At 67.8% G+C, this 25166-nt stretch carries 20 protein-coding genes; 10 read left to right on the top strand and 10 right to left on the bottom strand.

What is annotated here, in order from left to right; translation table 11 throughout:
• Positions 1-46: 46 nt before the first annotated feature.
• From ABIC65_RS11895 to ABIC65_RS11880, 4 genes are all read left to right on the top strand, one after another.
• Positions 47-949 (top strand): SDR family oxidoreductase, encoded by a 903-nt coding sequence (locus ABIC65_RS11895; RefSeq protein WP_354308908.1) that lies wholly within the window; start codon positions 47-49, stop codon positions 947-949.
• Between the two features lie 110 nt (positions 950-1059).
• Entirely contained in the window at positions 1060-1950 is an 891-nt protein-coding gene (locus ABIC65_RS11890) for a LysR family transcriptional regulator (RefSeq protein WP_354308906.1), read from the top strand.
• 99 nt (positions 1951-2049) lie between these two features.
• Entirely contained in the window at positions 2050-3063 is a 1014-nt protein-coding gene (locus ABIC65_RS11885; RefSeq protein ID WP_354308904.1) for a zinc-binding alcohol dehydrogenase family protein, read from the top strand.
• A 318-nt stretch (positions 3064-3381) separates the two neighbouring features.
• A complete protein-coding gene (locus ABIC65_RS11880; RefSeq protein ID WP_354308902.1) occupies positions 3382-4662 on the top strand; it encodes an MFS transporter in 1281 nt (426 codons plus the stop codon).
• Positions 4663-4684: 22 nt separating this feature from the next.
• On the opposite strand, the gene ABIC65_RS11875 is transcribed toward ABIC65_RS11880, so the two are convergent.
• The 7 genes from ABIC65_RS11875 to ABIC65_RS11845 all read right to left on the bottom strand — a co-directional run bounded on the left by ABIC65_RS11875 (position 4685) and on the right by ABIC65_RS11845 (position 15183).
• Positions 4685-6652: a glycoside hydrolase family 2 protein gene (locus ABIC65_RS11875; RefSeq protein ID WP_354308901.1), complete on the bottom strand. Its 1968-nt coding sequence runs from the start codon at positions 6650-6652 to the stop codon at positions 4685-4687.
• 11 nt (positions 6653-6663) lie between these two features.
• Complete coding sequence (locus ABIC65_RS11870; RefSeq protein ID WP_354308899.1) at positions 6664-9024, bottom strand: GH92 family glycosyl hydrolase; 2361 nt, start codon at positions 9022-9024, stop codon at positions 6664-6666.
• A gap of 431 nt (positions 9025-9455) precedes the next feature.
• Positions 9456-10226, bottom strand: a complete 771-nt coding sequence (locus tag ABIC65_RS11865) for a glutathione S-transferase C-terminal domain-containing protein (RefSeq protein WP_354308897.1) — start codon at positions 10224-10226, stop codon at positions 9456-9458.
• Entirely contained in the window at positions 10223-11584 is a 1362-nt protein-coding gene (locus ABIC65_RS11860) for a cytochrome P450 (protein ID WP_354308895.1), read from the bottom strand. Before ABIC65_RS11860 ends, ABIC65_RS11865 begins: the two co-directional genes overlap by 4 nt.
• Positions 11585-11628: 44 nt before the next feature.
• On the bottom strand, positions 11629-13332 hold the full coding sequence (locus ABIC65_RS11855; RefSeq protein ID WP_354308893.1) for a Dyp-type peroxidase: 1704 nt from the start codon (positions 13330-13332) through the stop codon (positions 11629-11631).
• Positions 13329-14333 (bottom strand): hypothetical protein, encoded by a 1005-nt coding sequence (locus ABIC65_RS11850; protein ID WP_354308891.1) that lies wholly within the window; start codon positions 14331-14333, stop codon positions 13329-13331. Before ABIC65_RS11850 ends, ABIC65_RS11855 begins: the two co-directional genes overlap by 4 nt.
• Positions 14326-15183: a hypothetical protein gene (locus ABIC65_RS11845; RefSeq protein ID WP_354308889.1), complete on the bottom strand. Its 858-nt coding sequence runs from the start codon at positions 15181-15183 to the stop codon at positions 14326-14328. Before ABIC65_RS11845 ends, ABIC65_RS11850 begins: the two co-directional genes overlap by 8 nt.
• Before the next feature lie 276 nt (positions 15184-15459).
• Here ABIC65_RS11845 and ABIC65_RS11840 point away from each other — a divergent pair, with 276 nt between their 5' ends.
• The 6 genes from ABIC65_RS11840 (at position 15460) to ABIC65_RS11815 (ending at position 21507) form a co-directional block, all read left to right on the top strand.
• A complete protein-coding gene (locus tag ABIC65_RS11840; protein ID WP_354308887.1) occupies positions 15460-17097 on the top strand; it encodes a ferritin-like domain-containing protein in 1638 nt (545 codons plus the stop codon).
• Positions 17098-17121: 24 nt separating this feature from the next.
• Entirely contained in the window at positions 17122-17787 is a 666-nt protein-coding gene (locus ABIC65_RS11835) for a hypothetical protein (protein ID WP_354308885.1), read from the top strand.
• Positions 17774-18718, top strand: coding sequence for an MNIO family bufferin maturase (bufB, locus tag ABIC65_RS11830; RefSeq protein WP_354308883.1), 945 nt, complete (start codon positions 17774-17776; stop codon positions 18716-18718). Before ABIC65_RS11835 ends, bufB begins: the two co-directional genes overlap by 14 nt.
• Positions 18715-19509 (top strand): DNA-binding domain-containing protein, encoded by a 795-nt coding sequence (locus ABIC65_RS11825; RefSeq protein ID WP_354308881.1) that lies wholly within the window; start codon positions 18715-18717, stop codon positions 19507-19509. The genes bufB and ABIC65_RS11825 overlap by 4 nt, the downstream gene beginning before the upstream one ends.
• 437 nt (positions 19510-19946) lie before the next feature.
• Positions 19947-20633 carry a helix-turn-helix transcriptional regulator gene (locus ABIC65_RS11820; RefSeq protein WP_354308879.1) on the top strand — a complete coding sequence of 229 codons (687 nt, stop codon included), beginning with the start codon at positions 19947-19949 and terminating at the stop codon, positions 20631-20633.
• A 124-nt stretch (positions 20634-20757) separates the two neighbouring features.
• Positions 20758-21507: an acetoacetate decarboxylase gene (locus tag ABIC65_RS11815; protein ID WP_354308877.1), complete on the top strand. Its 750-nt coding sequence runs from the start codon at positions 20758-20760 to the stop codon at positions 21505-21507.
• Positions 21508-21561: 54 nt separating this feature from the next.
• On the opposite strand, the gene ABIC65_RS11810 is transcribed toward ABIC65_RS11815, so the two are convergent.
• Genes ABIC65_RS11810 through ABIC65_RS11800 form a run of 3 tightly spaced genes read right to left on the bottom strand, consistent with a single transcriptional unit; the run spans position 21562 to position 25072 of the window.
• Entirely contained in the window at positions 21562-22167 is a 606-nt protein-coding gene (locus ABIC65_RS11810) for a cysteine hydrolase family protein (protein ID WP_354308875.1), read from the bottom strand.
• A 20-nt stretch (positions 22168-22187) separates the two neighbouring features.
• Positions 22188-23456, bottom strand: a complete 1269-nt coding sequence (locus ABIC65_RS11805; RefSeq protein WP_354308873.1) for a sigma-54-dependent transcriptional regulator — start codon at positions 23454-23456, stop codon at positions 22188-22190.
• Positions 23453-25072 carry a sensor histidine kinase gene (locus ABIC65_RS11800; protein WP_436286733.1) on the bottom strand — a complete coding sequence of 540 codons (1620 nt, stop codon included), beginning with the start codon at positions 25070-25072 and terminating at the stop codon, positions 23453-23455. The genes ABIC65_RS11805 and ABIC65_RS11800 overlap by 4 nt, the downstream gene beginning before the upstream one ends.
• Positions 25073-25166: the final 94 nt, after the last annotated feature.

Raw genomic sequence — 25166 nt, 5'->3', positions numbered from 1 at the left:
AACTGGTTATTGGCGCGGGGGATATGGCTTCCGGAAGGAGATTTCAATGCGCATATTCCTTACCGGCGCGACCGGCTTTATCGGATCCCACATCATTCCCGAACTGCTCGACCGCGGCCATCAGGTGCTTGGGCTGGCGCGCTCCGATGCAGGGGCGCAGCAGCTGGAAGCGGCAGGCGTTCAGGTGCATCGGGGAAACCTCGAGGAGCCCGAAACGCTTGCCCGCGGCGCAGCAGCGGCCGACGCGGTCATCCACTGCGCGTTCGACCACAATTTCGCGGCCTTTGTCGAAAATACCCGCAAGGACGCGCGCAACATCGCCGCGATGGGGGAGGCGCTCGCGGGCACGACCAAGCCGATCCTGATCACCTCCGGCGTGGGCAGCGGCACCCCATTGGAAGGCGGACCCGCGACCGAGGACATCCTCAACCCCTCGCATGGCAATCCGCGCATCGCGACCGAGCTGGCCGGCGCGGCATTGGCGGCGCAGCGGATCGACGTGCGTATGATCCGCCTGCCGCAGGTGCACGACACCACCCGGGCAGGACTGATCACGCCGCTGGTTGCCGAGGCGCGCCGGGCCGGCGCGATCGCCTATCTGGGCGCGGGGACGACGCGGTGGGCCGCGGCGCACATCCGTGATGTGGCAAAGCTCTACGTCCTGGCGCTGGAACGGGGGCAGCCGGGTGCGCGCTACCATGCATCTGCCGAGGAGGGCGTCGACGCACGTGCCATTGCGGAGGCGATCGGCAAGGGCACCGGGCTGCCGGTCCGCTCGGTTACCCCGGCGGAGGTCGATCATTATTTCGGCTGGATGGCGCCGTTCGCCGCACTCGACATGACCGCGTCGAGCAGGTGGACGCGAGAGCGGCTGGGATGGCAGCCACAGGGCCCCGATCTCCTCACCGACCTCGCCGCCATGCGCTATTCGGACGGTGCAGGGGCTTGATCACCGCCGTCGCCGACGGGTTCGTGGAACACCGGCGCGACGATATTACACGCGATCGTCGATCGCGCGCTGCATCTTGTGCGAATGCACGCGCGCGGCGATGAAACGGCATGGCCGCCGAACCGACGCTTCGCCTCGACTGGGATGATCTCAAGTTGTTCGTCGAGATCGCCCATACCGGCACGCTGACCGCGGCGGCCGAGCGCCTGCGGCTGAGCCAGCCCACGGCAGGCCGGCGGTTGCGCAGCCTGGAGGAATCCATCGGCGCGGCGCTGTTTCAGCGCACGCCTGCCGGCTTGCGGCTGACCGACGAAGGCGAGGCGATGCTGGTCCATGCCGAGCAGATGGCGGAGGAGGCGCTTGCCCTGCAGCGCAAGCTGATCGGCGGGGCGCGCGGGCTGGAAGGCGTGCTGCGGCTCTCGGCCTCGGACTGGGTTTCGTCGCGGGTACTGGCGGCACCGCTCGCCGGCTTCGCGATCGAGCATCCCGGGCTGGTGGTGGAAGTGCTGGCCGCTTCCCGCCTCTATGATCTCCAGCGGCGGGAGGCGGACCTGGTGCTGCGCTTCGTGCCTTTCTCCGGCAGCGATATCGTCCAGCGCCGCTTCCTGCGGATTCGCTATGCGCTCTACGCCGCGCCCGCCTATCTGGAGCGCTGCGGCGACCCGCGCGCCAGCGGCGACGGCAACGGCCACCGGCTCGTGACGATGAACAGCGCGCTCGATCAGCTCCCCGACGTCGCGTGGCTGCGCGGTCGCTGGCCCGCCGCCACGCCGGCCTTCCGCAGCAACAATCGCGAGGCACAGGGCGCCGCCTGCGTCGCCGGTGCGGGCCTGGCGGTGCTGCCGCGGGTGATCGGCGACCAGTTGCCGCTTGCCCGGCTGGAAGGCGAGGAGCCGCCGCCGCGCGACCTGTGGCTCGGCTATCACCAAGATTTGCGGCGGTTGCGCCGGCTTCGGCTGCTCGTCGACGCGCTAAGCGCCGCGTTGCCGGCCGAGCTCTGAAGGCTATGCGTGCATGCATGGCTGCCGTGCGGAACTAGTGGTGGCAAACCGCATTCGCATGGCCAATCTGCACCGCGAACGATCATCAGGAGCTTCGACATGAAAGCCATCGGTTACCACCAGCCCGGCAGCATCGACCGCGAAGACGCGCTGCTCGACCTGGACGTCCCCGCACCCACGCCCGGCCCGCACGACCTGCTCGTCCGCGTGAAGGCGGTGTCGGTCAACCCGGTCGACGTGAAGGTCCGCGGCGGCAGCCCGGCGCCAGAAGGCGGTCCGAAGATCCTCGGTTGGGATGCGTCCGGCATCGTCGAGGCTGTGGGGGACGCCGTCACCCTGTTCCGTCCGGGGGACGCGGTCTTCTATGCGGGCGACATCGCCCGTCCCGGCGCCAATGCCGAGCTCCATACCGTCGACGCGCGCATCGTCGGTCACAAGCCGGCCAGCCTCGATTGGGCCGAAGCCGCCGCGCTGCCGCTCACTGCGATCACCGCGTGGGAATTGCTGTTCGACCGGCTCAACGTGCCGCACGGCCGCAAGCGGGCGCAGGGCAGCCTGCTCGTGATCAACGGTGCCGGCGGCGTCGGTTCGATCCTGATCCAGATGGCCCGCCGGCTGACCGGCCTTACGGTCATCGCCACTGCCTCGCGCCCGGAGACGATCGCCTGGGTTGAGCAGATGGGTGCGCATCATGTGATCGACCATCACAAGCCCTTGGACGAGGAGCTTGCCCGGATCGGCCATCCGGAAGTCGACTATGTCGCTGGCCTCACCGCCTCGGACCGCTACCTGCCGCTGTTCCCCAAGATCGTCGCCCCGCAGGGCCACATCGCGCTGATCGACGATCCCGCGCATTTCGATATCGTGCCGCTGAAGCGCAAGTCGATCACCGTCGCCTGGGAGCTGATGTTCACCCGCGCGATGTTCCACACGCCCGACATGATCGAGCAGCACCGGCTGCTGGAGGAAGTGGCGCACCTCGTCGACGCGGGCGTGCTGCGGACGACGCTGCGCGATCGGGTGGCGGGCATCGACGCGGCCAATCTGAAACAGGTGCATGCGATGCTGGAAAGCGGCCGCGCGATCGGCAAGACCGTATTGGAAGCGCTGTAATCAGCCCAATCGCCGGCATGGCAACAGGCAGATGCTGTCATGCCGGCCCATAGGATCCGCAATCAGCCGCATCGAGTATCTCGGCGAAATAGATGCGCTCCATACCCGTCCAAATCCCTTGCTTCGGATTCTATCTTGTCACGGTCGCGGTTCAGGTGCGCACCTCAAGCCATCTTCGTTTGCAGGCCGTGGGCGGGATGCTACGCCGGTAACCAGCCGTTACGAGGATGACATGCGCGCGAAAACCGGGTTGCGCACGGTTCAATCGCTCAGGAACGGCGCCGCGAGGGCGGCCGCCAAGACGAACAGGGATGTGCAATGCGTGAACCCGTGATGGTCGATGTCCGAACGCGGACACCGGACGAAAGCTGGCGGATGGTGCTGCTGGCTGCGCTCGGCGGCGCGCTCGAATATTTCGACTTCGTCGTCTATGGCATCTTTGCCCCGGCTATCGCCGCTTCGTTCTTCCCGGCGGACGATCCGCTTGCCCTTACGCTTGCGCTGGCGATTTTTGCCGCCGGCTATCTGGCGCGGCCGATCGGGGGGATGATCTCCAGCCATTATGGCGATCGCTATGGCCGGAAGATCGTGTTCATGGTCACGGTTGCCACCATGTCGGGCAGTACGCTCGCGATCGGGCTTCTGCCGACCTATGCCGGCGCCGGCATCGCCGCCACCATGGGGCTGCTGGTGCTGCGCATCGTGCAGGGATTGTGCATCGGGGGCGAATTGCCCGGCGCGATCACCTTCGTGGTGGAGAGCGTGCGTCGCCGGCCAGCCTTTGCCTGCGGCGTGGTCTTCGCGCTCGTCAACGTCGGCGTGCTGCTGGCCTCCGGCCTCCATTTGCTGCTGACGCTGACGCTCGGCGACGCCGCTCTGTTGCGGTTCGGCTGGCGCGTCGCGTTCGTCCTGGGCGGCTTGCTCGGGCTCGCCAGCCTGTGGCTGCGCCGGCGCCTGCGGGAGACGCCGGTGTTCGAGGCGATTCGCGACGATGTTGCCCGGCGGCCGGTCCGCGACGTGCTGTGGCTGCAGCCGCGATCGGTCCTGCTCGGCGTTGCGCTCACCGCACCCACCGCGACCTTCAATGGCCTGCTATTTGGTTATATGCCGGCCTATCTCACCAAGATACTCTCGTATCCGGCTGGCGAGATCGCGGTCGCCGTGAACGTCGCGCTCCTCGTCATGTCGGCGGCGCTGCTCGGGGCGGCGTGGCTCGCGGACCGAGTCCCGCCGCACCGCCTGTTGCTGCTGTCCTCGGCCGCGCTGCTGGTTGGCGCCCCGCTTTGTTTCCAGCGCCTGGCCAGCGGCACCGCGTCGCTGGTGCTTCTGGTTCCGATCCTTGCAATGGCCGTTGCCGGCGCGAACGGCACCTTCGCGTTCCTGCTCGCCGGGCTGTTTCCGCCCCGGCACCGGTTCAGCGGCGTCGCGCTATCGCTCAACATCAGCTTCACGCTGTTGAGCGGCCTCGGGCCGCTCGCTGCCGCACTCCTCATCTCGGCGAGCGGCGCGCTCGCGGCGCCGGGCTGGATCGTCGCGGCCGCCGGCGGGGTGGGAATCGTCGCGGCATTGCGGCTCGCGCGCGCCGCCGCCACCGACTGACTCCCCTTGCCGACCGGCGCTGCTATTTGCGTCCGCCATTCCCACCTGGCGCGGGGCGATCCGTATCCCAAAGCGGCTTCGCCATCGTCGCGAACGCCTCGGCCGGTGCCTTGGCGACGGCACGGTCATAGGTGAGCAGCCCGTTGATCTCGCCCTCGACGTCGGTCGTCTGGGTGTAGACCGAGGCGCTGAGGCCATGCACCCTGGCCTGGCGCACGATTTCCTCGAACTTGCGGCGGTAGCGGGCGAGATAGTCGGTGGAGTCGTTGGTCACCTGGTAGCTCCAGCGCTTGTCGTTGCGCCAGAGATGGCCCTCGATCGGCTGGCCGACCCCGCCATATTCGCCGATGACGATCGCGCGGTCGCTCTGGCGGGTGGGAACATGGGGCACGTCCTCATAGGTGTGGATGTCGAACACGTCCGACGCACCGGGCGCGACGTCCAGCCAGCCGCTATCGGCATTGACCAGCCGGCTCGGGTCCATGCCCTTCACGAAGCGGGCAAGCGTCGCGGAATCATACTGGCCCCAGCCCTCGTTGTTGACCACCCACAGCACGATCGAGGGGAAGGCGCGCAGATGGCCGATCATCCGCGACAGCTCGACCTGCTGCTGCGCCATCACCTCTGAGGAGAGCACCGCCTGGCTCTGGCTGGACCCGGTGACGAACTGGTCCTCGCCGCCGCCCGAGGGCATGTCCTGCCAGATCAGCATGCCCATGTGGTCGGCGTCGTAATAATAGCGCGCCGGTTCGACCTTGATGTGCTTGCGCACCATGTTGAAGCCCGCCTGCTTCAGGAACTCCAGGTCGTAGCGCATCGCGACTTCGCTGGGCGGGGTGAGCAGCCCGTCGGGCCACCAGCCTTGGTCGAGCACGCCGTTCTGGAAATAAGGCTTGTTGTTGAGCAGCAGCGCCGGCTGGCCGGAAACGGTGCCCGGGCCGACCGAGATCTTGCGCATCGCGAAATAGGCATTGACCCGGTCGCGCGGCGCGCCGGTCACTTCGGCGGCGGCATAGGTGTCGACTTCGCCCTTGGTGAATCGGGCATCATAGGCGCGGCGATCGCGTTCGGGCTGGCCGGCATAGGGGTTGCGCACCGTCACCAGTTCGGCGACCAGATCGTAGAGGAACGGGTCCTCGGGCGACCAGAGATGCGCGCCGGGCACGGCGATGCTGGCCCGGCGATTGGCGCGCACGATCGTCGATGCGATCGTCCTGCCGCCCGAACGGACGCTAAGCCGGACCGCATCGGTGTCCGCCGCGCTGGCGCTGAGTGCCACATCGACGTCGACCTTGCCGGTATCGATGTTGGGCGTGGCACGGATGTCGTCGATGTGGAGGGCAGGCACCGGCTCCAGCCACACCGTCTGCCAGATGCCGCTCACCGCGGTGTACCAGATGCCGTCGGGCGCGAGGATCTGCTTGCCGCGCGGCTGGCTGCCGGCGCTGGTCGGATCGGCGACCTGCACCACCAGCTCGTTGGCGCCGGGCTTCAGGAAGGGCGTGATGTCGAAGCCGAAGCTGTCGAACCCGCCCTGGTGCGCGCCGACCATCGCGCCGTTCACCCAGATGCGGGCATCGTGATCGACCGCGCCGAAGTTGAGCATCACATGCTGCCCGGCCCAGTCCTTGGGCACGGTGAAGCTGCGCCGATACCAGATGCGATCGTCCGGAGTGACCTTGCGCGCGACCCGCGAGAGTCGGGACTCGACCGGGAAGGGCACGAGAATCTGCCCGTCCATCCGCACCGGCTGCGGTGCGGCGGCGGGGGTGATCGCATAGTCCCACAGCCCGTTGAGGTTCTGCCACTCGCTGCGCTGGAATTGCGGACGCGGATAGCTGCGCCAGGCATTGTCGGGCGTCACCGCCTTGCCCCAGCGCGTGGTGATGGCGCCGGTATAGACCGCGTCGGAGCGCGGAGTGGATGCCTGCTGGGCGGCGACAGATGCGGGCAGGGCCGCCAAGGCGAGGGCGTGGATCAGGCTGCGCATAAGGCGGCTCCTCAAGGGCGCGAGAGCGAGGGCGGGGCGTCGGCGGGGCTGCTGCCCCAGGCGGTGTTGGGCTTGGGCCCCATGGTCAGCACCAGCGTTGCGCCGTTCGCGACATCGGCATGGCGGAACCAGGGCCTGGTCCAGGGGCGGCCGTTCAGCGTCGCCGACTGGATGTAGCGATTGGCCGCCGAGTTGTTGCGGGCGACGATCTCCAGCACCTTGCCGTTGCCCATCTTCAGCGTCGACCGGTCGAAGATCGGGCTGCCGAGGACATAGACGTCGCTCGACGGATCCACGGGGTAAAAGCCCAGCGCGCTCATCACATACCAGGACGAAGTCGCGCCCTGATCGTCCATGCCGGGATAGCCATAGCCGCTGGCGTCGCTGCCATAGAGCTGGTCGAGCACCTGGCGCACCAGGCCTTGCGTCTTCCACGGCTGGCCGCTCCAGGCGTAGAGATAGGGGGCGTGCTGGTCGGGCTGATTGCCCTGGACGAACTGGCCGATTACGCCGGTGCAGTCGCGGCAGATGCCCTTGGGGGCGTAGGGCGTGGCGAAGAACGCGTCGAGCTTGGCGTTGAATGCATCACGGCCGCCAAGCTCGGCGATCATCCCCTGCACGTCCTGCGGCGCCAGCCACAAGGTCGACCAGCCCGACGCCTCCTTCATCATGAAGTTGTAATAGGGCTCGGCCGGATCGAAGGGCGTGATCCACTTGCCGTCGGCGGTTCGCCCCCGGACGAAGCCGATCGTTGGATCGAACACGTTGCGATAGTTCAGCGCGCGCCTGGCGAAGCGCGCCGCATCGTCCTTGTGGCCGAGCCGCGCTGCGAGGTCGGCCATCGCAGCATCGTCCCAGGCATATTCCAGCGTGGTCGCTGCGCCCGCCTTGCCCCCGGCATAAGGCGGGCTGGGATTGCCCGGCGGGATCTCGTCGGCGATCCAGCCCTGCCGGTCATACTCCGCGAGATAGTCGCGCGGCCCCTTGGGATCGGTGGCGTTCCGGCGGAGATATTCGTACGCGGCGGCATAGTCGAAGGCGATGCCGCGCTTCATTGCGCCCAGGTACAGGAACACGGCATTGTCGCCGTGGAACGAGGTGTTCATGAAGCCCCGCTCGCGCGCCATGTCGAGTTCGGAGCGCATAATGTCCCGCACCACCTCGGGCTCCATCAGCTCCAGCAGGACGATCTGGTTGCGGCCGGTATCCCAGAACGGCACCGGGCCGTAGCGGTCGTAGGGGGCAGTCTGCACCTGGCCCTTGGCATCGGTGAAGCGCTCGCCCTTGCGTGCGACCAGCCGCGGGCTGGCGAAGGACTGGAACAGCGTCGAGTAGAACAGCATCTGCTGCTTGGGCGTCCCGCCGCGCACCTGCACCCGATCGAGCAGCCCGGCCCACGCGGCGCGTGCCTTCGCGCGCACGCCGTCGAAATCCCAGCCCGGGCTTTCGGCACGCAGCCGCTGCTCGGCCTCGGCATAGCTGGTGCCGTGCGCGATCTTGACCAGCACGGTCTCGCCCTTGCGCGTGGCGAAATCGAGATAGGCGCCGGCGAACTTGCCCTCGATCCGCTCTGCGCCCGGCTGCACGTCCTTGTCGCCGATGCCATAACCGCGGTTGGTGCCGGGCGCCTTGCGGAAGGTGCCATGGGTGGCGAACGGCTTGGAGAATTCGGCGACGAAATAGCGGCCGTCGCGTACATCCTCCTCGCGCGGCCCTGCCGCCATGCCACGCACGACGTAATCGCCGACGATCTCCACAGTGCCGCCGCGTCCGGAGAGGTTGAGGATCAGGTGCGCGCGCTTGGTCTCGGGGAAGGTGAACCGCATCAGGCTGGTCCACTGCGTCGCGGTCAGCTCGGCCCTGGTCTGGAAGCTGTTGAGAAATAACGAGTAATAGCCGGGGGAGGCGGTTTCCTGCGCCTTGTCGTAATAGGCCTCGGTGTAGACCGGCGGCACCGTCCAGTCGCCGACGACCGGCATGAGGATCGGCTGGGCCCGCGCGCCATAGGTGGGCCCGCCGCCGCCGGTGAAGCCGATCATCGTCGGGTTGGTGTAGTAATAGGGAGTGGGAACACCCCAGGGGTAGCTCAGCTCGACATTGACGTTGACCGGTGCCGCCTCGACCGAGCTGTGCGGCAGCCGCGCGCCCGGCGAGGTCATGCCGGAATAGAGCGGCTCACCGGCCGGAGGCGCGTTGCCGATCCATTCGGGCCGGTCGAGCGGGGCGGTGCCGACGAGCGGATTGGCGCGGTCTACCGGTGCTTGCGCCTGCGCCTGCGCGACGGGCGGCCATGCCAGCCACGCAGCGGCGCCGAGCAGCGCAATCCGCGCCGGACGCAGGCGCATTGAAATCTTCCAGCGGGTGCGTGTCATTCCCCAGGCCTCTCCTTGCCGCTTCACTGCAGAGCGGGGCCCGTTCTTTTGAACGTGGCGGTTCGCTCGCTGGCGCACACCCTTCATCAAATAAGTAAATCATTTTGTCAATTAACGGCGGTCGCGATTTCGCTGAACAACGGCTCGCAAGCTGTTGCCGGCGCTGGGGTGTCGCCAAGGAGGTCTGCAAGGGATGCGATAGGACGTTGAGGGGGCATGACGCGAAGGTGCCGAGCCTTGGCGGCAGCGACCCTGGAGAAGCGGAAGTCGGCGAAGCGCCGGCCTATCGTTATGTCGCTCGGGAATGCGCGCCGCAGATCGTGCGGTTCAGGCCATTGCGGACGCCGCGCGGGATAGGTCGGCCGCGTCAGGCGGGGGCTGCCGGCCGGAACCTGCGCGACCTGCTTTTCGCGCCGAACCAAAATGTGCGCTCAACTGCCATCGAATCCGGAATCATAGAGGCGCTGGACAAAGGCCGCGGTGGGGCGCGCACGCAGCTGTTCCATGAGCCCGCGCAGCGGGGCGGGCATCGCCTCGATCGGTGGCATCAGCGCGCCATAGCCACGCGGCAGCAGCAGCGGTGCCGCGGCGCCGCAGAGCGCGATGTCGCCAAGGGTGAGCCGGTCGCCCGCCAGGAAGCGTCGGCCATCGGCGATACGGGCATCGGTCGCGTCGAAGCTGGTCCGGATCGTATCTGCCGCTGCCGCCGCCGCTGCCGGCGAGAGCTTGAGGCCGTAGGTGATGATCGCGCGCAGGATCGGATAGGTCAGCGGCAACAGGGTCGCCTCGATCCATGGCACCGGGGCTGCGAAGATCGGCTGCATGAGCGCCCGCTCGGGCAGCAGATGGAAATAGGCGTACACGGCGACAGCGGTCCCCAGCACGTCATTATAACGCTGCCAGTCACTTGCTACCTGGGTAGAAAGCGGCGGTGTGTTGGGGATCAGGCGGTCGACAGCCGGTAGCGCCGCATCAAAATGCTGAGCGACCGCGAATGGGCCGGTAAGCGCGGCCCCCTTGCTCCGCAGCAGCGGGACCTTGCCGCTGCCGCCGAACAGCGTTGCGAGGAGAAGCGCGGAGAGCAGCAGGTGGTCGCGTTCCGTCAGGTCCAGGCCATAGTGGCGCGCAATAAGCCGTGTCGTCTCGCTGTCGATCATCGGCTGGAAGGTCCACATCGTCGCGGCCACGCTCGGCGCCTTCATGCATCGAACTCCAGGTGGAAATGCTGGGGGAAGGGTGTGTCGCCCTTGTCGATCTGCCCCCGTGCACCGCTCGCGCGGCGCAGATTGGGCATGGCGAGCAGCGGCTTGAGCATCGCTGGCAGCACGGCGCGGTTGATATGCGCGCCGAAGCAGCTGTGCATGCCAGATCCCCACAGCATATAGGCCTCCCACGGGCGATCGGTGCGGAAGGCGGTGGCATCGGCGATCGCCAGCGGGTCGAACATCGCCGACAGGTTCGATGCCATTACGATGCTGCCCTTGGCGATCCGCCGGCGGCGCAGCTTGCCCCCCGCGATAACGGTGTCGTGCATCGCCCGGCGATAGATCAGCGGGTTGAGCGGGCGGAAGCGCAGTGCCTCGAACACATAGGCGGACAGGGTTGCATCGTCGCCAGCCTGCGCGGCGGCGCAGGCCGCGGCGAAGGCGCGGGGGCGATCTAGCAACTCGTCCAGCGCGAGGTTGGCGCAGGCGGAGAGCGTCGGCAATTCGCCGATCAGCAGGCCGATCAGGTTGTTGCGAATGTCCAGGTCGGTCATGCCCGGCAGCTTCGCGTCGCCCATGACGATGCAGCGGCCGAGCACGTCTTCCTTGGGCTGCTCCTGGCGCCGTGCGGCGATGTGCCCGTCCATCCAGCTGCGGAAACTTGCCGCTGCCGCGGTGGCGCGGGTATCGAGAGCGGGATCGGCCTGGAGATCGATGAACAGGTACCAGAAGAGCAGGCTGGTCCATTCCGCCATCGCCGCCTCCGAAGGGCCGGGCGTGCCGAAATACACGTCGAGCAGCTTCTGCGCGACCGGCATGGTGAGCGCCTGGGGAACGTCGATCGCGCCGGGCAGCATCGCCACGATTGCCCTGGCGGCATTCGAAACACAGGGCGTGACGATCTCGGGCACGTCGTCGCGCCGCACCACGAGCCGCATGTTCGACGTGTCGCGGGTATAGCGGGGCGTATCCTGCATGCCGAGGAAGAAGTTCTCGCCGCCGGTGATCATCTCCATCCGCGGCGCGTAGACCACGCCGAAATCGGCGTCGCGGCTGAGGATGTCGATCACATCCGCTCGGCGCGTCGCGAGCGCGGTGACGCCGTTGCTGGGATAGGCGGTGATGATGGCGCGGTTGAGGACGAGATTGGGCAGGAATAGCCGCAGTACCGCGAACACCATGCGCAGCCCCTTGGGCCCCCCGATCGTCGCCGCCAGCCGGCTGCCGATCGTGCCCCCGCGACCGAACAGCGCGGCAATGCCGCTGCCGATCAGCCAGAGCAGCGCCCACAGCCCCTGTAGGATCAGCATCAGCCGGCGCCAGAGCACGATCGGCAAGTTGAACAGCCATTGCACCGGGCATCTCCTGTCGCTGTGGTGGGTCGGGGTTGCGCGGTCGTTCAGGTCGGGTCGATGATCCCCATCGCGAGCATGCGCAGCGCGGTCATGCTGGGCAGGAAGAAATAGTCGCCGCCCCGCGGCTCGACGAGTTGCGGCAGCTTGTCGCAGATGAAGGGGAGCTTGCCCGCTTCGGGATCGACCGCGATCACCAGCTTCGGGTCGTCCGCCGCGAAATGGTTGCCGATCACCGGGCAGGTATCGCTGCCCGCGTTGAAATCGAGGCCGTACTGCATCCATTGCTGCTGGACGAATTCGAACTGTCGGAAGAGATTGGTGCAGATCGCCATGAAGATGATGCCATGGTCGCCATCGTCGGTCGGGGCCTGCGGATCATATTGGCCATAGGGCAGGCCGCGCCGCAGGATGCGGCGGCGGTTGATGATCGCCGATCCTTCCTGGGACATCCCCTTGGCGTCGAAGGTGGGGCCGAGCGAGTCGCGCGGATTGGCGCGGCGCAGATGCGAGGTGACCGGGCATTTCGCGCCGGCCGGATCCGACGCGTAGATGAAGTTGGTGAACTGCAGCGCGATCTTGGCGAGCTCGGCCTTGTCCTTGTCCGCCCGCGCCTTGTCGAGCCTGGCGCGGAACGCCTGCCATTCGGCATAGGTGGGTGCGACCATCAGCGGCACGCCGTCCTCCCAGCGGCCGACCATCTTCGCCTTGACGGTGTTCACCGCCTCCTCGTGCGGCACGGCGTACATCGCGGCGTAGCGTTTCGCCTGTTCGTCGATATAGGCGTGAAAGGTCCCGACAGCCTCGTGCAGCTTGCGATAGGCCATGAAGGTGCCGTTGCGGCTGAACGCGATCGGCATCGCCGCGCCGGGGATTTCCTGCGCCTCGTCGGGATAGCCGAGCAGGAACTCGCCGGTGGCGATCGGTTCCCAGCTGCCGTCGGGCATCAGCTTGCCACCACCGGCGACGCGCACCTGCTCCGCCTCGCCCGAGAATTGCCCCGAGAAGACCGGATCGCCGAAGCCATCCGACAGGCCGAAATGCTCCTTGTTGGTCGGCCAATAGTGATCGCCGTCCTTGCGCATGACGGCGGAGAGATCCTGCCACTTCGCATTATGCGGGCCGACACCGTCGAGCAGCACCACGCCGCCGTGCGAGTCCGCGCAGAAGCGGACGATCGTCTCGGTTTCTGCATCCAGCTCGGGGCATGCGGTGCCGTCGGGCTTTTGCTGGGCGTAGAGGGTGAGGAGGATGTGGACCCGGTTCTCGCCCCTGGAGTTGCGCCACACCGCGTCGCGCTTGTCGAGGAAGTCATCGTCGCCGAGCAGGGCGGCGCGTGCCTCCATGCCGTCGATGAAGTCGTCGGGCATGCCGCGTAGCGTGCGTGTCGGCACGCCCAGCGCGAGCAGCCCCAGGAAGGTGAAGCCGATGTTGATCGTCACCTTGGGCTTCATCAGCTGCACGCGCCCGGGATAATCCGGCACGCCCTCGGCGCGAACGATGTCCTTCACCCGCGGGTTCTTGGTGCGCAGCAGCGGCTCTTCGCGGTTGGGATCCTTCCAGCGCGCGGCGGTGGTGATCTTGGGGAGCAGCCGCTCGACGAAGCGGCGTCCTTCCTCCGCCTTGCGGACGGTGAGGTAGAAGTTGCGCCCCTTGGGAAAGCCGTCGCCATAGGTGCGCAGGATGCCGCCTTGGATGTCCGCCAGGTCGAGCAGCGTCGCCTCGGGCGCGGCGTTGGTGGCGTTGGTCATGCCGCGTCTCCCGGGAGGCTGCTGCGGATCACGCCCGCGGGCTGGGTGGGGCCGTCGAGATCGGCGGGCCGGGTCTCGGTCAGGAAGGTTCGGAAAGCGGCGCCCCAGGTCGCGGGATCGCGGCGCAGTTGCTCCATCGCGAAGCGGGTGAACGCCTGTTGCAGGTACAGCGCCTTGAGTACGTTGCGCAGGTCGCTGCCCGGCGCTGCGGGGAAAGGCTGCCGGCCCTTCGCCAGGATCCAGTAATAGTCGATGACCAGCCCCAGCACGAGCAGCGCGAGCCCCGCCCAGGGCATCCACGCCCATCCGCTCCAGCCGGCGAACGCGGCTGCCCAGTGCCAGCCGGTGGCGCGAAGGATCGCCGCCAGCAGCGATCCGAGCAGCATCAACAGGCCCGCTCCGGGGAGCAGCGCCAGCAGCGGAATCGAGATCGCGTTCAGCTTGACCGGCACGTACCAGTAATCGTGGAACGGCATGGTCGTTTCGACCTGACAGCGCAGGATGTAGGTCGCGAACCCGGCCGCGTCGGTAATCTTGTCGAACTCGTAGCAATATTGGAAGATCGAGCGGAGCTCGGGCGCCATCTGGCCCCACAGCTCTTCCAGATAGCGGCGGGGCTCGCCCGCGCCGCTTGGGTCGAGCAGATCGAAGTCGATCGTCCAGAAGATATAGGGGCAGGTGATCTGATCGACCGGCTGCGGATCGAGCAGATCGGTGCCGCGGATGATGTTGACCAGCGCGTCGCTGTGATCGCGCCCGTTGAAATAGGGTTGGTCGAGAATGACGAATCGAGTGAAATGAGTCCGCAGGTTGCGTGCGAACGGGCTATTGATGCCGATCTCCTCGGTCGCGTGCGATTGCAGCGCCGTCGGCAGCGTTTCCAGCACCTCGCGCACGACGTGGATCGGCGAGCTCTTGATGCCGCCATGCTCGACGATGCCTTCGTTGCACACGGGCACCACCGCGGTGAAGAAATAGGTGCAGACGTCCATATTAGCCATCGGACTTCTCCTCGGCCTGGCTCGCGGGATGGGCAGGGGGCGGGTCCGTCGGCGTGCCGGTCGTCGGCGCCTGCAGCGCCTCTGCGACCGCCGCACGGACTGCGCCGCGCTTGCCTTCGTCCTCGTTGGCGCGCGAGGCGAGGATCGCCGCCTCGTCGACCGGATGCAGATCGCGGTCGGCCTCCAGCGGGCCGATGCCTTTCTCACCCCAGCGGCGCAGCTCGAACCGGGCGCGGTTGCGGTCGGCGGCGGCCGTGTCGCAGCTCGCGATCGGCGCATAGCCCGGTGCGCCCAGCCCGCCCTGGTTGGCGATCAGCAGCCGTTCGAAGGCGGCGGCGAGTTCCGCATCGCTCAGCACGGCCGCCTTTGCCGCTACCGGCGCCAGCCCGTGCGAAAGCTTTAGCGCCAGCTTGATGTCGCGCTGGGCACTCCCCGGCGTCGCGTTGTAATAGTAATTGGTGTCGACCTGATTGGCGCGGATATAGTCCTTGAACGGCGTGATCGGGATCGAGTTCGGATATTTGGTGCTGGAGTACCAGAACAGGTCCAGCCCACCCGGGATGCCATCCGCAAAGGCATCGATATACTGATCCCAGGTGCCGTTGAAGTTGCTGCAGAACAGCATGTAGTCGTTGTCGAGCTTGGCCGCGGGCTGGCCGAGCTGGGGCCATTGGTCGCGCCGGATGATCACCCAGCGCGCGAAATGGATGAAGCCCAGCCCCAGCAAGCCCGACAATGTCGAGGGCAGGCACCGAGACAGCATGAAGATGAAATTGTTGAGCCAGGTAACGCCGGGACGCATCGGCGTGACGACGTTCATGCCATAGGCTTTGCCGGCCAGGTTGCTCATTGGTCCACCCCCGTGAGGAGCAACGCACGAAACCGGAAAGGAAAAGTGCGCTACATCAATCGTGCGACCTGGCTTTATATGATCGCAGCATAAAGTTGCTTTCGCTAAAATTGCAAGGTGTTTCGGTCAAAGTGGTCGTTACTGCGACGACTGGCCCGCAATGGGTATTTTCCCATTGTCGCCTGCGGTGTCATTTCGTACAAGCGGCGATAATCGGGGCGGCGTCGCACTTCTCTGGCTCCCGAACCAGCATCGATCGGACCGGAGGGGGCTCCCGTGGACGTGTGTGATGCCGTAACCCCGCTGACGCCCGCCGAGCAGGCGTTCGTCGCGGAAATCAATCGAAGCTGGACGCGCGAAGACGTGCTCGCGCGGCTCAAGCGCGATCTCCAGACCGCGGTCGAGATCGAACTCGCGACGATCCCGATCTATCTCTACACCTATTACTCGCTCGTCCGGAACGCCGAGAGCGGCGAGACGATCAGCGACGCCCAGCTCTATGCCAACAAGGCGGGCGGCATCCTCATGAGCGTGGCGGTGGAGGAAATGCTCCACATGTCGCTCTCGGCCAATATCCTGTGGTCGATGGGTGTGATGCCGCAGCTCTATGGCAAGGCGCCTGCCGCCTATCCCACGCCGCTGCCCTATCACAATCCGCGCGGGCCGGTGGGACCGGACGGCCGCACCGCGGTGCTGATCCCGCTCGGCAAGCTGAGCTTCGAGCAGCTCTGGCACTTCCTCCAGATCGAGTATCCCGAGCAATGGGATGCGCCGCCGCAGGACCGCGACTGGGATACGATCGGGCAATTCTATTCCTATATCCGCTGCCTGCTGAACACGCAGTTTCTGGCGGATTCAGATTTCCAGCGCGGCGCGATGGCGAGCGCGATCCAGCCTTATAATTACTCGCCCAACAACGTGGATACCGTCTATCCCGCCGGCGGCTTCGATCCATGGAAGCCGGCGCCGCCGGCGACGGCCAGCTGGGCGGGCACGATGCAGGGCGCGGCTGCCGCCGCGGTCTATCCCGATGCCGATGACAGCCATGCCGGCCGCTCACCGCTGATCGCGATTCGTTCGATCCGCGACGCCGCGACCGCGATCGACACGATCTGCGACCAGGGCGAGGGCAAGCCCATCCCCAAGATCGGCCCCAGCCCCTATGACGATCCCTCGGAGGAGGAGGAGTCGCATTATGTGAAGTTCCTCGGCCTGCAGGCGCAGTTCGCCGACTATGCCGGCACCGCCGAGCAGCGCCCCTCTCAGCCACCGCCGCCATCGGACGTGATCCAGCCGGCCGTGACCAGCAAAGAACTGCTCCATGCCGAGCTGCTGGTCGACATGCCGGAAAGCCCGGTCGCGGCGAGCTATCCCGAGCATTATGCCGACATCGCCAATTTCTGCAGCGCCTGCTTCCAGTACATGCTGGTGATGACCGAGACGATCTACCTGGTGCCGCCTGAGCAGCAGAAGCTCTTCTTCAACGAAGGCCTGCATCGGTCGATGATCTGGGTGCTCGACAAATATATCCGCACGATCCGCCAGATCCCCATCCCCGAAGGTGCGTATGCGGGGAAATATATGGGCCCCACCTTCGAGAATGTCTCGCTGGGCGATCGGCTGCATGCCTTCCAGGGGCTGACCGCCTATGGCAACAAGGCGATCGCGGCCGCCAATGCGCTGATCCATCGACATGATCCGCGGCGCGTGGTGGCGCATCCGGGCCATCTGCAACGGCCAGGCCGCGCCACCGCCAGGGCGGTGAAGGTCGAGAAGGCGAATGACGAACTGGTCGGCGTGCTGCAGAACGTGATCTATTATGTCGGCGTCGCGATCTGCAAGACGGGCACGGACAACGCGCCGATGCACCTGCCCGATGTCGGCCCCTATTGGGCGGCCGCCCAACAACGCTGATCGCTCTCGCACGAGGAACAAGCCATGGCATCCTGCGCTACGCCCAAGCCGACGCCTTCGCCCGGCGTGCCGGTACCGACGCCCTATGCCTATGCGAACGAGCCCGCCTTTCCGGGGCCGGGCGTTATCGGCCCGCAACCCGAGGGGATTCCGCTCCACGCGTGCATGGGGCTGAACGCCTGTGCGGGTGCGGATCGCTTCGGCGTGCTCGGTGCGCCCGGACGCGAGCCCAATGCCTGTGCCGGGCAGGGCTATTGCGCCACCGGCACCGACCATACCTGCCACGTCCAGAACGAGTGCAAGGGGCAGGGGGGCTGCGGCCTCTACGGTACCGGCGAGGAGATGAACAATCCCGGCGCCAATGCCTGCCGCTCGCAGGGATCGTGCGCGACGCCGATCAATGCCGAGCGCTTCAGCACCAACGGGCCCAATCGGGGCAAGAGCGTGTGGCTCCGCGCCCGCGCGGTGTTCGAGGCGAACTGGGAAACGACGCGGACAGCGCTGCTCGCCGCGCGCTGCGACGGCAAACTCCCGTCCGGCCAGCCGCTGCCGGCAAAGCTCGGCGCGCCGCCCGAAGCCTTTGCTGCGACCGGCCCCACCTATCTGTGGATCTCCGACGACAACGAGTCGCGCGGCAACATGACCGCCTGCGGATCCAGCGCGATGAGCGGTGCCGGTGGCTGCAGCTGACGATGCGCTCGCCGGGTTGCCTCGCCTGGGCCTCGGCCTGGGGCTGCGCAACGTGCATTTCGATGCGATCCTCTCTGCCGCGCCGGACGACCTTTGGTTCGAGGCGATCTCCGAGAACTTCATGGATTCGGGCGGACGGCCCCGTGCGATGCTGGAAGCGGTCGCCGAGCGTCACCCGGTGGTGCTGCACGGCGTATCGATGTCGATCGGCAGCACCGATCCGCTCGATCGGGGATATCTGGCATCGCTGAAGCGGCTGGCCGATGCAATCGGCCCCGCCTGGATCAGCGATCATCTGTGCTGGACCGGCGTGCACGGCCGCAACACGCACGACCTGCTGCCGCTGCCGCTCACCGAGGAGAGCCTTGCGCATGTCAGCGCGCGCGTGCGGCAGGTGCAGGAGGTGCTCGAGCGGCCGCTGATCCTGGAGAATCCCAGTTCCTATGTCCGCTTCGCCCAGTCGACGATCAGCGAACCCGATTTCCTGCGCGCGCTGGCGGCGGAAACCGGGTGCGGGCTGCTGCTCGACGTCAACAATGTGTATGTGAGTTGCTTCAACGCGGGCACCGATCCGTTCGCCTATCTCGACGCGTTCCCGTGCGACCGCGTCGTCCAGATGCATCTTGCCGGGCACCAGGATTGCGGCACCCATGTCATCGACACCCATGATCGGCCGGTGCGGCCCGAGGTGTGGGCGCTGTTCCGCACCGCATGGCAACGCACCGGCGGCGCCGCCACGCTGCTGGAATGGGACGATCACATCCCAAGCTTCGAGGACTGCCTCGCCGAGCTTCGCAAGGCCGAGCAGCATATGGAGGCGGGGTCGGCCTCGGCGGCGCGGCCTGCATCGGCACCGGAAGGAGAGGGCGTCTCCGGGCCGATGGGCTTTCTGCTCCCCCGCACGATCGGCGTGCTGGAGGACGCCGCGTGACCGGACTGGCGGACGCGCAGCGCCGGATGCATGCCGCGCTGCTTGATCCCGCCGCCCACCCCGCCACCGCGCAGGCTCTCTTTGCGAGCGACGGCAGGCTATCCGCCGCGGCGGGGCTGGCCGTCTATCAGCGCGGGTACGTCCTGCGCATCGTCGCCTGCATGCGGGAGCAGTTTCCGGCGCTCTGCCATGCGCTCGGACGCGAGCTGTTCGACGATTTCGTCGCGGACTATCTTCGCGACTGCCCGCCCGAGCGCCATACGCTCTACGATCTCGGCCGCCGCTTCCCCGACTGGATGGAGGCCAGCCGCCCCGACGCGGGGGCGGCCGAGAACTGGGTCGATTTCATGATCGATCTGGCGCGGTTCGAATATGCCGTGTTTCAGCTGTTCGACGCATCGGGCAACGAGGGGCGGCCGTTCGCAACGACGGAGAGCGACGACACGTCGCTCCGGCTGCAGCCTGCCTTCGCACTCGGCCGCTATCGCTTTCCCGCGCCCCGCTATTACCACGCCGTCCGCCGCGGCGAGGCACCGCAGCTGCCTTTGCCCGAGACCTGTCATGTAGCGCTCGTCCGCCGTGACTATGTCGTGCGGACGCTTGCGTTGACTGCGCCGCAATTCGCATTCCTGGCAGCGATGCATGCCGGTGCGGATGTTGCAGCGGCTCTGGCGCGGGCTGCGGCGGAATACGCGATCGACCCCGCGAACGCCGAGCGGATGTGGCATGAGGGCAGCCGCGTGGGCTGGATCGATGCAGGCATCTTCGTCGCGGGCCCGCCAAGGGAGTAACGCCGCGTTACCCCCGTTAGACCAGGCGTGAGTCACGCCAAGTAACTTCGTTCCTCCACTCCCCCGGGTAAAAGCCCCGCATCCAAAGACTATCCGGGTGACGAACCATGTCTTGAGAAGGGAGGGCTTCGGGCCGTTTCGCCTGGTTTGCCCGGGGGAAAGCGCGCGTCAACGACGGCCGCGAGAGCAGGGTCGCCAGCCCCGCTCGGCAGATCCTGGCGATCCTCCTGTGCCGGCGAGTTCGTATGCGGGCAGGCGCTGATGGAGGCGGTTTGGCGCCGCACGACCGTTCTGGAACCCAGCCTGACCGTCCATGCCCGGCTTGTTGCCATGGCGCGGAGCATGCTGCCGCGGCGGCGCGCTTCGATCGGGCGATCGTGCTCGCGAAGGGGCATCCGACAGGGGGGGGGCTCCGAAACAAGCTTGAGGAGGTTGCAATGCGCAGTGAAGCCTTGGCGGTTGTCACTCTGACTCCGGAGGCGTCCAAGGTCGCTGAGCATCGGCGACTGCCTTTTCCGGTGTACCGCGCGCGGCTGCGCTCGAGCCCCCCGCAGGTGGCCGAAGTCGCGCTCGCGGTGGTGGTGCGCAGCGTTGCCGCGCCGGAACGCGAGGCGTTGGTGCGGCGCCTGGTCGAGCGGCTGCTCGATACGCTGGACCGCCAGCACGCCGCGTCGACCCAGCACGTCGAGGAGGCAATTCAGCGCGCGCTCGCAGCTGAGCTGGCCAGCCTCTACGCGGCATTGCCGGTACCGAACGGTCGCCAGGCGGCGGGGCTGGGTCGGGCCGAACTCGTCCGCATCACCGACTATATCGATGGGAATATCGATCGCACCATCGAGCTCGCCGATCTCGCCGCGCTGATCAAGGTAAGCCGCTTCCACTTCTCGCGGTTGTTCAAGCGCAGCATGGGAACGACCGCGCTCGCTTATGTCGAGGCGCGCCGCATCCTCCATGCGCAGCGCCTCCTCACCGAAACCGATCTGCCGCTCGCCGAGATCGCACTGATGACCGGCTTTTCGGACCAGAGCCATTTTACCCGCCGCTTCCGCGAGCGGCTGGGCTCTACCCCTGCCGCCTTTGCGCGGGAGAATGGGCGAAGGCGACCGGTCCCGCGGCAGCCTTAAGCGGACGCCGCAGGGCTAGCCCGCGCCACTCCCGCCCACGCCCTTCCACCCCTCCGCGCTCACGAGAGCGGCGCGATCCCGCTTTCACGCCTGACCTGGTGCCAACATTCCCAAGGAGACCATCATGACCGAGGAAGAAATCCGCGCAACCGCCTATGCGATGCCCGTCAGCAGCCCGGCCTATCCCAAGCCGCCGTTCCGCTTCGTCAACCGCGAATTCGTGATCATCGCCTATCGCACCGATCCCGAAGCGCTGGCCAAGGTGATCCCGGCCCCGCTGCTGCCGGCCGATCCGATCGTGAAGTATGAATTCATCAAGATGCCGGATTCGAGCGGGCTCGGCGACTATACCGAGTCCGGCCAGGTGCTGCCGGTCCGCTACCAGGGCGTCCCGGGGGGCTACACCCATGCCATGTATCTCGACAGCGAAGCCGGCATCGCCTCCGGCCGCGAGCTGTGGGGCTTCCCCAAGATGTTCGCCCAGCCCAAGCTGGAAGTGCGTAACGACGCGATCGTCGGCACGCTCGACTATAACGGCGTCCGCGTCGCCACGGCGACCATGGCATACAAGTACAAGACGCTCGATCACGACAAGGTGGCGGACTTCCTGACCACGCCGACCTTCCTCCTCAAGGTGCTGCCGCATGTCGACGGTACCGCGCGGGTATGCGAACTGGTCCGCTATGCCCCGCAGGACGTCGTCGTAAAGGGCGCCTGGACCGGGCCGGGGAGCCTGGAGCTTCACCCGCACTGCCTCGCGCCCGTCGCCAAGCTGCCGGTGCTCGAGATCGTCTCGGCGACGCACATCCTCGCGGATCTAACCCTGGCGCCGGGCGAAGTGGTCCACGATTATCTTGCACCTGCGCTGCGCTGAGCCGCACATGGCGGGTTCTGCCCGCGTGGCGTGATGTCGAGGGAGGGCGTCCGCCTATGCGGCGGCGGGCGCTTCCTCGGCCAGCCGGACGGGCCTGCCGGCGAAATCCTCGGCCAGCACCTGCGCGATCGGCCGAGCGATACCGCGGGTGAGCGCTACCGGCACTTCGACCGTGAAGCCGTGCGCCACCGCGCCGTCGATCGCCCAGCGCACGCAATAGTCCGCGGCGACGCCGATCACGGTCAGGTCCGTGATGCCCTCCGCCCGCAGCGCCGCGAAGACGGTGTCGCGCGGCTGCGTTTCGCCGCTGCCGACCGTCTCGATGAGCAGATCGGGTTCGGCCCACATGTCGAACACGCCCTTCTCGATCCGATAAACCGGGATGCCCGGCGCCACCGCGGCAAGGTCGAGGACATTCGCCCAGCCCGGCGTGCCGCGTTCGCAGTGGAGCGGGAATTGCTCGGCCTCGGGCGATCCGGCGAAGCGTTCGGCGGTGTGGGTGTCGAAGGTGAACAGCACGCCCGCGGTCTCCGCCGGATCGAGATCGGCGAGCCAGGCCCGCATCGGCGCGATCAACGCCTCGGCACCTGCTACCGAAAGCGCGCCATCGGCGTGCATGAAATCGGCCTGGGTATCCACCACGATGACGAAACGCCGCACCTTCGGTCTCCTTGCTTGCCCTATTCGACCCCGCGGGCGCGCCGCAGGTCGATGCCGAGCCGTTTGACCCGGTAATAGAAGGTCTTGCGCGGCAGGCCCAGCGCCGCGATCGCCGCGTTGATCTCGCCGTCCGCCGCCGCGATCGCATCGAGGATCGCGCTGCGCTCGAAGGCCTCCAGCCGCTCGGTGAGCGGCCGCGCTTCGGCGGGCGCCGGCTCGGCGGCAGGCTCGAGGCCCAGGACGAAGCGCTCCGCCGCGCGCTCCAGCTCGCGGACATTGCCGGGCCAGTCGCGTGCGGCAGCGCCGTGCGCGGCCTCGGAGAGCGGCGGGGCGGGGCGGCGATGGCGCTGCGCGGCCTGTTGCGCGAGGTGGGCGAAGAGCAGCGGCACGTCCTCGCGCCGTTCGGCCAGCGGCGGCAGCCGCAGCGGCACGCCGGCCAGCCGGTGGTAGAGCCCGGGCGGCAGCGCGGCCGCGCCGCCCTCGCCGATCGCCGCGATGATCCGCACGTCGACGGGATCGGGATCGCGCTGCTCGGTGGCGACGGTGCGCGCCTCGGCGAACTGGGCAAGGCGGTGGTGCAGCTCGGGCGGGGCGAGATCGAGATGGTCGAGGAACAGCGTGCCGCGATCGGCGCGGGCGACCAGCCCGTCGCGGGCGAACAGCGCGCGCGCGTCGATCCCCGGCGGCAGCGTCGCGCAGTCCACCGCCTGGAAGCGATGCCGCGCCCGCCTGCCGGCGCGGTGGACCAGACGGGCATAGAGTTCCTTGCCGGTGCCGGTCGCGCCTTCGAGCACGAGATCGAGCGCGGCATCGGCCAGCACCGGGATCATCTCGCGCAGCCGGCGGATGGCGGGCGCTTCGCCGAGCAGCGCGGTGTCGCTCTCGCTGGTCGCGGCGCGCAGCCGCCGGTTCTCCAGCGCGAGCGTGCGCGCGGTGCCGGCGCGTTGCAGCGCGGCGCCCAGCGCATCGCCGGGGAAGGGCTTGGTGAGGAAGTCCCAGGCACCCGCCTTGATCGCGTCCACGGCCATGGCGACGTCGCCGTGCCCGGTCATCAGGATCACCGGCAGCTCGGGATCGATCGCGCGCAGCCGGTGGAAGAAGTCGACCCCCGACATGCCCGGCATCCGCACATCGGTGACGACCACGCCGGGAAAGTCGCGGTCGATCGCTGCCAAGGCGCTCGGCGCATCGACGAAGGGGCGGACGTCGTGCCCCGCCAGCGTCAGCAGCTGGACCAGCGCCGCGCGGAAATCGGCATCGTCGTCGACCAGGGCGACGGCCACGCTCATGCCCGGCGCAACTCCAGCTCGAAGCACGCGCCGCCTTCGTCGGGCAGCCAGCGCAGGCTGCCGCCGAGATCGGTCATGATGTCGCTGGCGATCACCAAGCCGAGGCCGAGGCCGTTGCTACGGCTGGTGGCGAAGGGGGTGAACAGCCGCGCGGCGATGTCCGGCGCGATGCCGGGGCCGTTGTCCTGGATGCGGACCCAGACCAGGCCGTCGCGCAGCGTCACGCGGATCGTGATGGTCGGATCGGGGCGGCCGGCCAGCGCCTCCGCGGCGTTCTGGAGCAGGTTGACGAACACCTGCTCCAGCCGCACCCGTCCGCCCATCACCAGCAGATGGCCGCCGATCACGGGGCGCTCCAGCCGAACGCTGCGCAACTGCTCCTTCAGGATCAGCAGCGCGCCGTCGAGCACCTCGGCCAATGGCAGCGGGCGGACCTCGCCCGGCTGGCGGCGCGAGAAGCCGCGCAACTGCGCGGTGACGGCGCCGATCCGGTCGCTCAGGCGGCGGATCGTCTCGAGATTGTCGCGCACCGTGTCGGTCGCGCCCTGGGCGAGCAGCTGCACGCTGGTCTCGGCATAGGTACGGATCGCGGCGACGGGCTGGGCGGTTTCGTGCGCGACGCTGGCGGTGACCTGGCCCAGCGTGGCGAGCCGGTTGGCCTGGCGTAGTCCTTCGCGCAGATCGGCGGCGCGGGCTTCGAGCGCGGCGCGCTCCTCGATCTCGCGGCGGAGTTCGGCGGTGCGCTCGGCGACTGCGGTTTCGAGTTCGGAGGTGCGGCGCTGGCGCTGCGTCGCGCGCTGGCGCAGGCCCCAGACCAGCAGCGCCAGCGCCAGCACCGCCATCAGCGCGCCGAGCCCGGCGGTCCGCTGCGCCGTCGCCACGGCCGGGCCGACCGTGCGGCGCAGCGCCAGCGTCCAGCCGGGCTGGCTGGTCGGCACGCGCGCCTCGATCAGGTCGCCGCGGGCAGGGGGCAGCAGCACCGGCGCGGAGCCTTCGGGCAACGCCGCCTCGCGCCGCAGCGCCGCGAGCACCGCCGGCAGGATCGGCCGGGCGACGGCGAAGCGCAGCCCGGGGTCGCTGGCGACAAGCACCAGCCCGGCGGGATCCTCGACATAGGTGTCGCCGCCGGCGCGCCGCCACGCCGCCTCGATCGCATCGAACTCCAGCTTGACGACGATCACGCCGTTCAGCGGCGTGCGGCGGGCGAGGTAGAGCCCCGAATGGCGACTCACCGTGCCCAGCGCGAACTGGCTGGCCTCGCCGCGCGTGCTCGCGTCGCGGAAATAGCGGCGGAAGCGATAGTCCGAGCCGACGAAGCTTTGCGGCGTGCGCCAGTTGCTCGCCGCGCGGGTGCGGCCGTCGGCACCGATCACATAGATGGCGGCGGCACCGGTGGTGCGGGCCAGACTTTCCAGCTTCGCGTTGAGCGCACGCGGCGGCGCACCGGCGAGGGTGGCGGCGACGTCGCGGTCGTCGCCGAGCGCGAGGGGAAGCAGGCGGAAGCGCGCGATCTCGCTGTCGAGCAGCGCGGCGCGGAGCTGGGCATTGGTGCCGGCGCCGGATACGAGCGTCTCGCGCGTGCGGTTCCCGGCGATCCAGCCGGCGGCCACTGCCATCGCTACGCCGAGCAGCGCAGCGAGCGCCCAATAGCGCCAGCCGGAAAGCGAGTCGCGATGCGTCACCGATCCGCTATCCGACAGTGCGTACCGA

The organism is Sphingomonas trueperi (assembly GCF_040545665.1).
GTDB classification, from domain to species: domain Bacteria; phylum Pseudomonadota; class Alphaproteobacteria; order Sphingomonadales; family Sphingomonadaceae; genus Sphingomonas; species Sphingomonas trueperi_B.
This window is presented reverse-complemented; position numbering and strand designations above follow the sequence as displayed.

Excerpts from the sequence above, each read along its gene's own strand:
- ABIC65_RS11800 (WP_436286733.1), bottom strand. The coding sequence starts at position 25,072 with ATGGCAGTGGCCGCCGGCTGGATCGCCGGGAACCGCACGCGCGAGACG.
- ABIC65_RS11850 (WP_354308891.1), bottom strand. The coding sequence starts at position 14,333 with ATGGCTAATATGGACGTCTGCACCTATTTCTTCACCGCGGTGGTGCCC.
- ABIC65_RS11855 (WP_354308893.1), bottom strand. The coding sequence starts at position 13,332 with ATGACCAACGCCACCAACGCCGCGCCCGAGGCGACGCTGCTCGACCTG.
- ABIC65_RS11895 (WP_354308908.1), top strand. The coding sequence starts at position 47 with ATGCGCATATTCCTTACCGGCGCGACCGGCTTTATCGGATCCCACATC.
- ABIC65_RS11815 (WP_354308877.1), top strand. The coding sequence starts at position 20,758 with ATGACCGAGGAAGAAATCCGCGCAACCGCCTATGCGATGCCCGTCAGC.
- ABIC65_RS11865 (WP_354308897.1), bottom strand. The coding sequence starts at position 10,226 with ATGAAGGCGCCGAGCGTGGCCGCGACGATGTGGACCTTCCAGCCGATG.
- ABIC65_RS11845 (WP_354308889.1), bottom strand. The coding sequence starts at position 15,183 with ATGAGCAACCTGGCCGGCAAAGCCTATGGCATGAACGTCGTCACGCCG.
- ABIC65_RS11880 (WP_354308902.1), top strand. The coding sequence starts at position 3,382 with ATGCGTGAACCCGTGATGGTCGATGTCCGAACGCGGACACCGGACGAA.
- ABIC65_RS11870 (WP_354308899.1), bottom strand. The coding sequence starts at position 9,024 with ATGACACGCACCCGCTGGAAGATTTCAATGCGCCTGCGTCCGGCGCGG.
- ABIC65_RS11890 (WP_354308906.1), top strand. The coding sequence starts at position 1,060 with ATGGCCGCCGAACCGACGCTTCGCCTCGACTGGGATGATCTCAAGTTG.
- ABIC65_RS11885 (WP_354308904.1), top strand. The coding sequence starts at position 2,050 with ATGAAAGCCATCGGTTACCACCAGCCCGGCAGCATCGACCGCGAAGAC.
- ABIC65_RS11875 (WP_354308901.1), bottom strand. The coding sequence starts at position 6,652 with ATGCGCAGCCTGATCCACGCCCTCGCCTTGGCGGCCCTGCCCGCATCT.
- ABIC65_RS11820 (WP_354308879.1), top strand. The coding sequence starts at position 19,947 with ATGCGCAGTGAAGCCTTGGCGGTTGTCACTCTGACTCCGGAGGCGTCC.
- ABIC65_RS11805 (WP_354308873.1), bottom strand. The coding sequence starts at position 23,456 with ATGAGCGTGGCCGTCGCCCTGGTCGACGACGATGCCGATTTCCGCGCG.
- ABIC65_RS11835 (WP_354308885.1), top strand. The coding sequence starts at position 17,122 with ATGGCATCCTGCGCTACGCCCAAGCCGACGCCTTCGCCCGGCGTGCCG.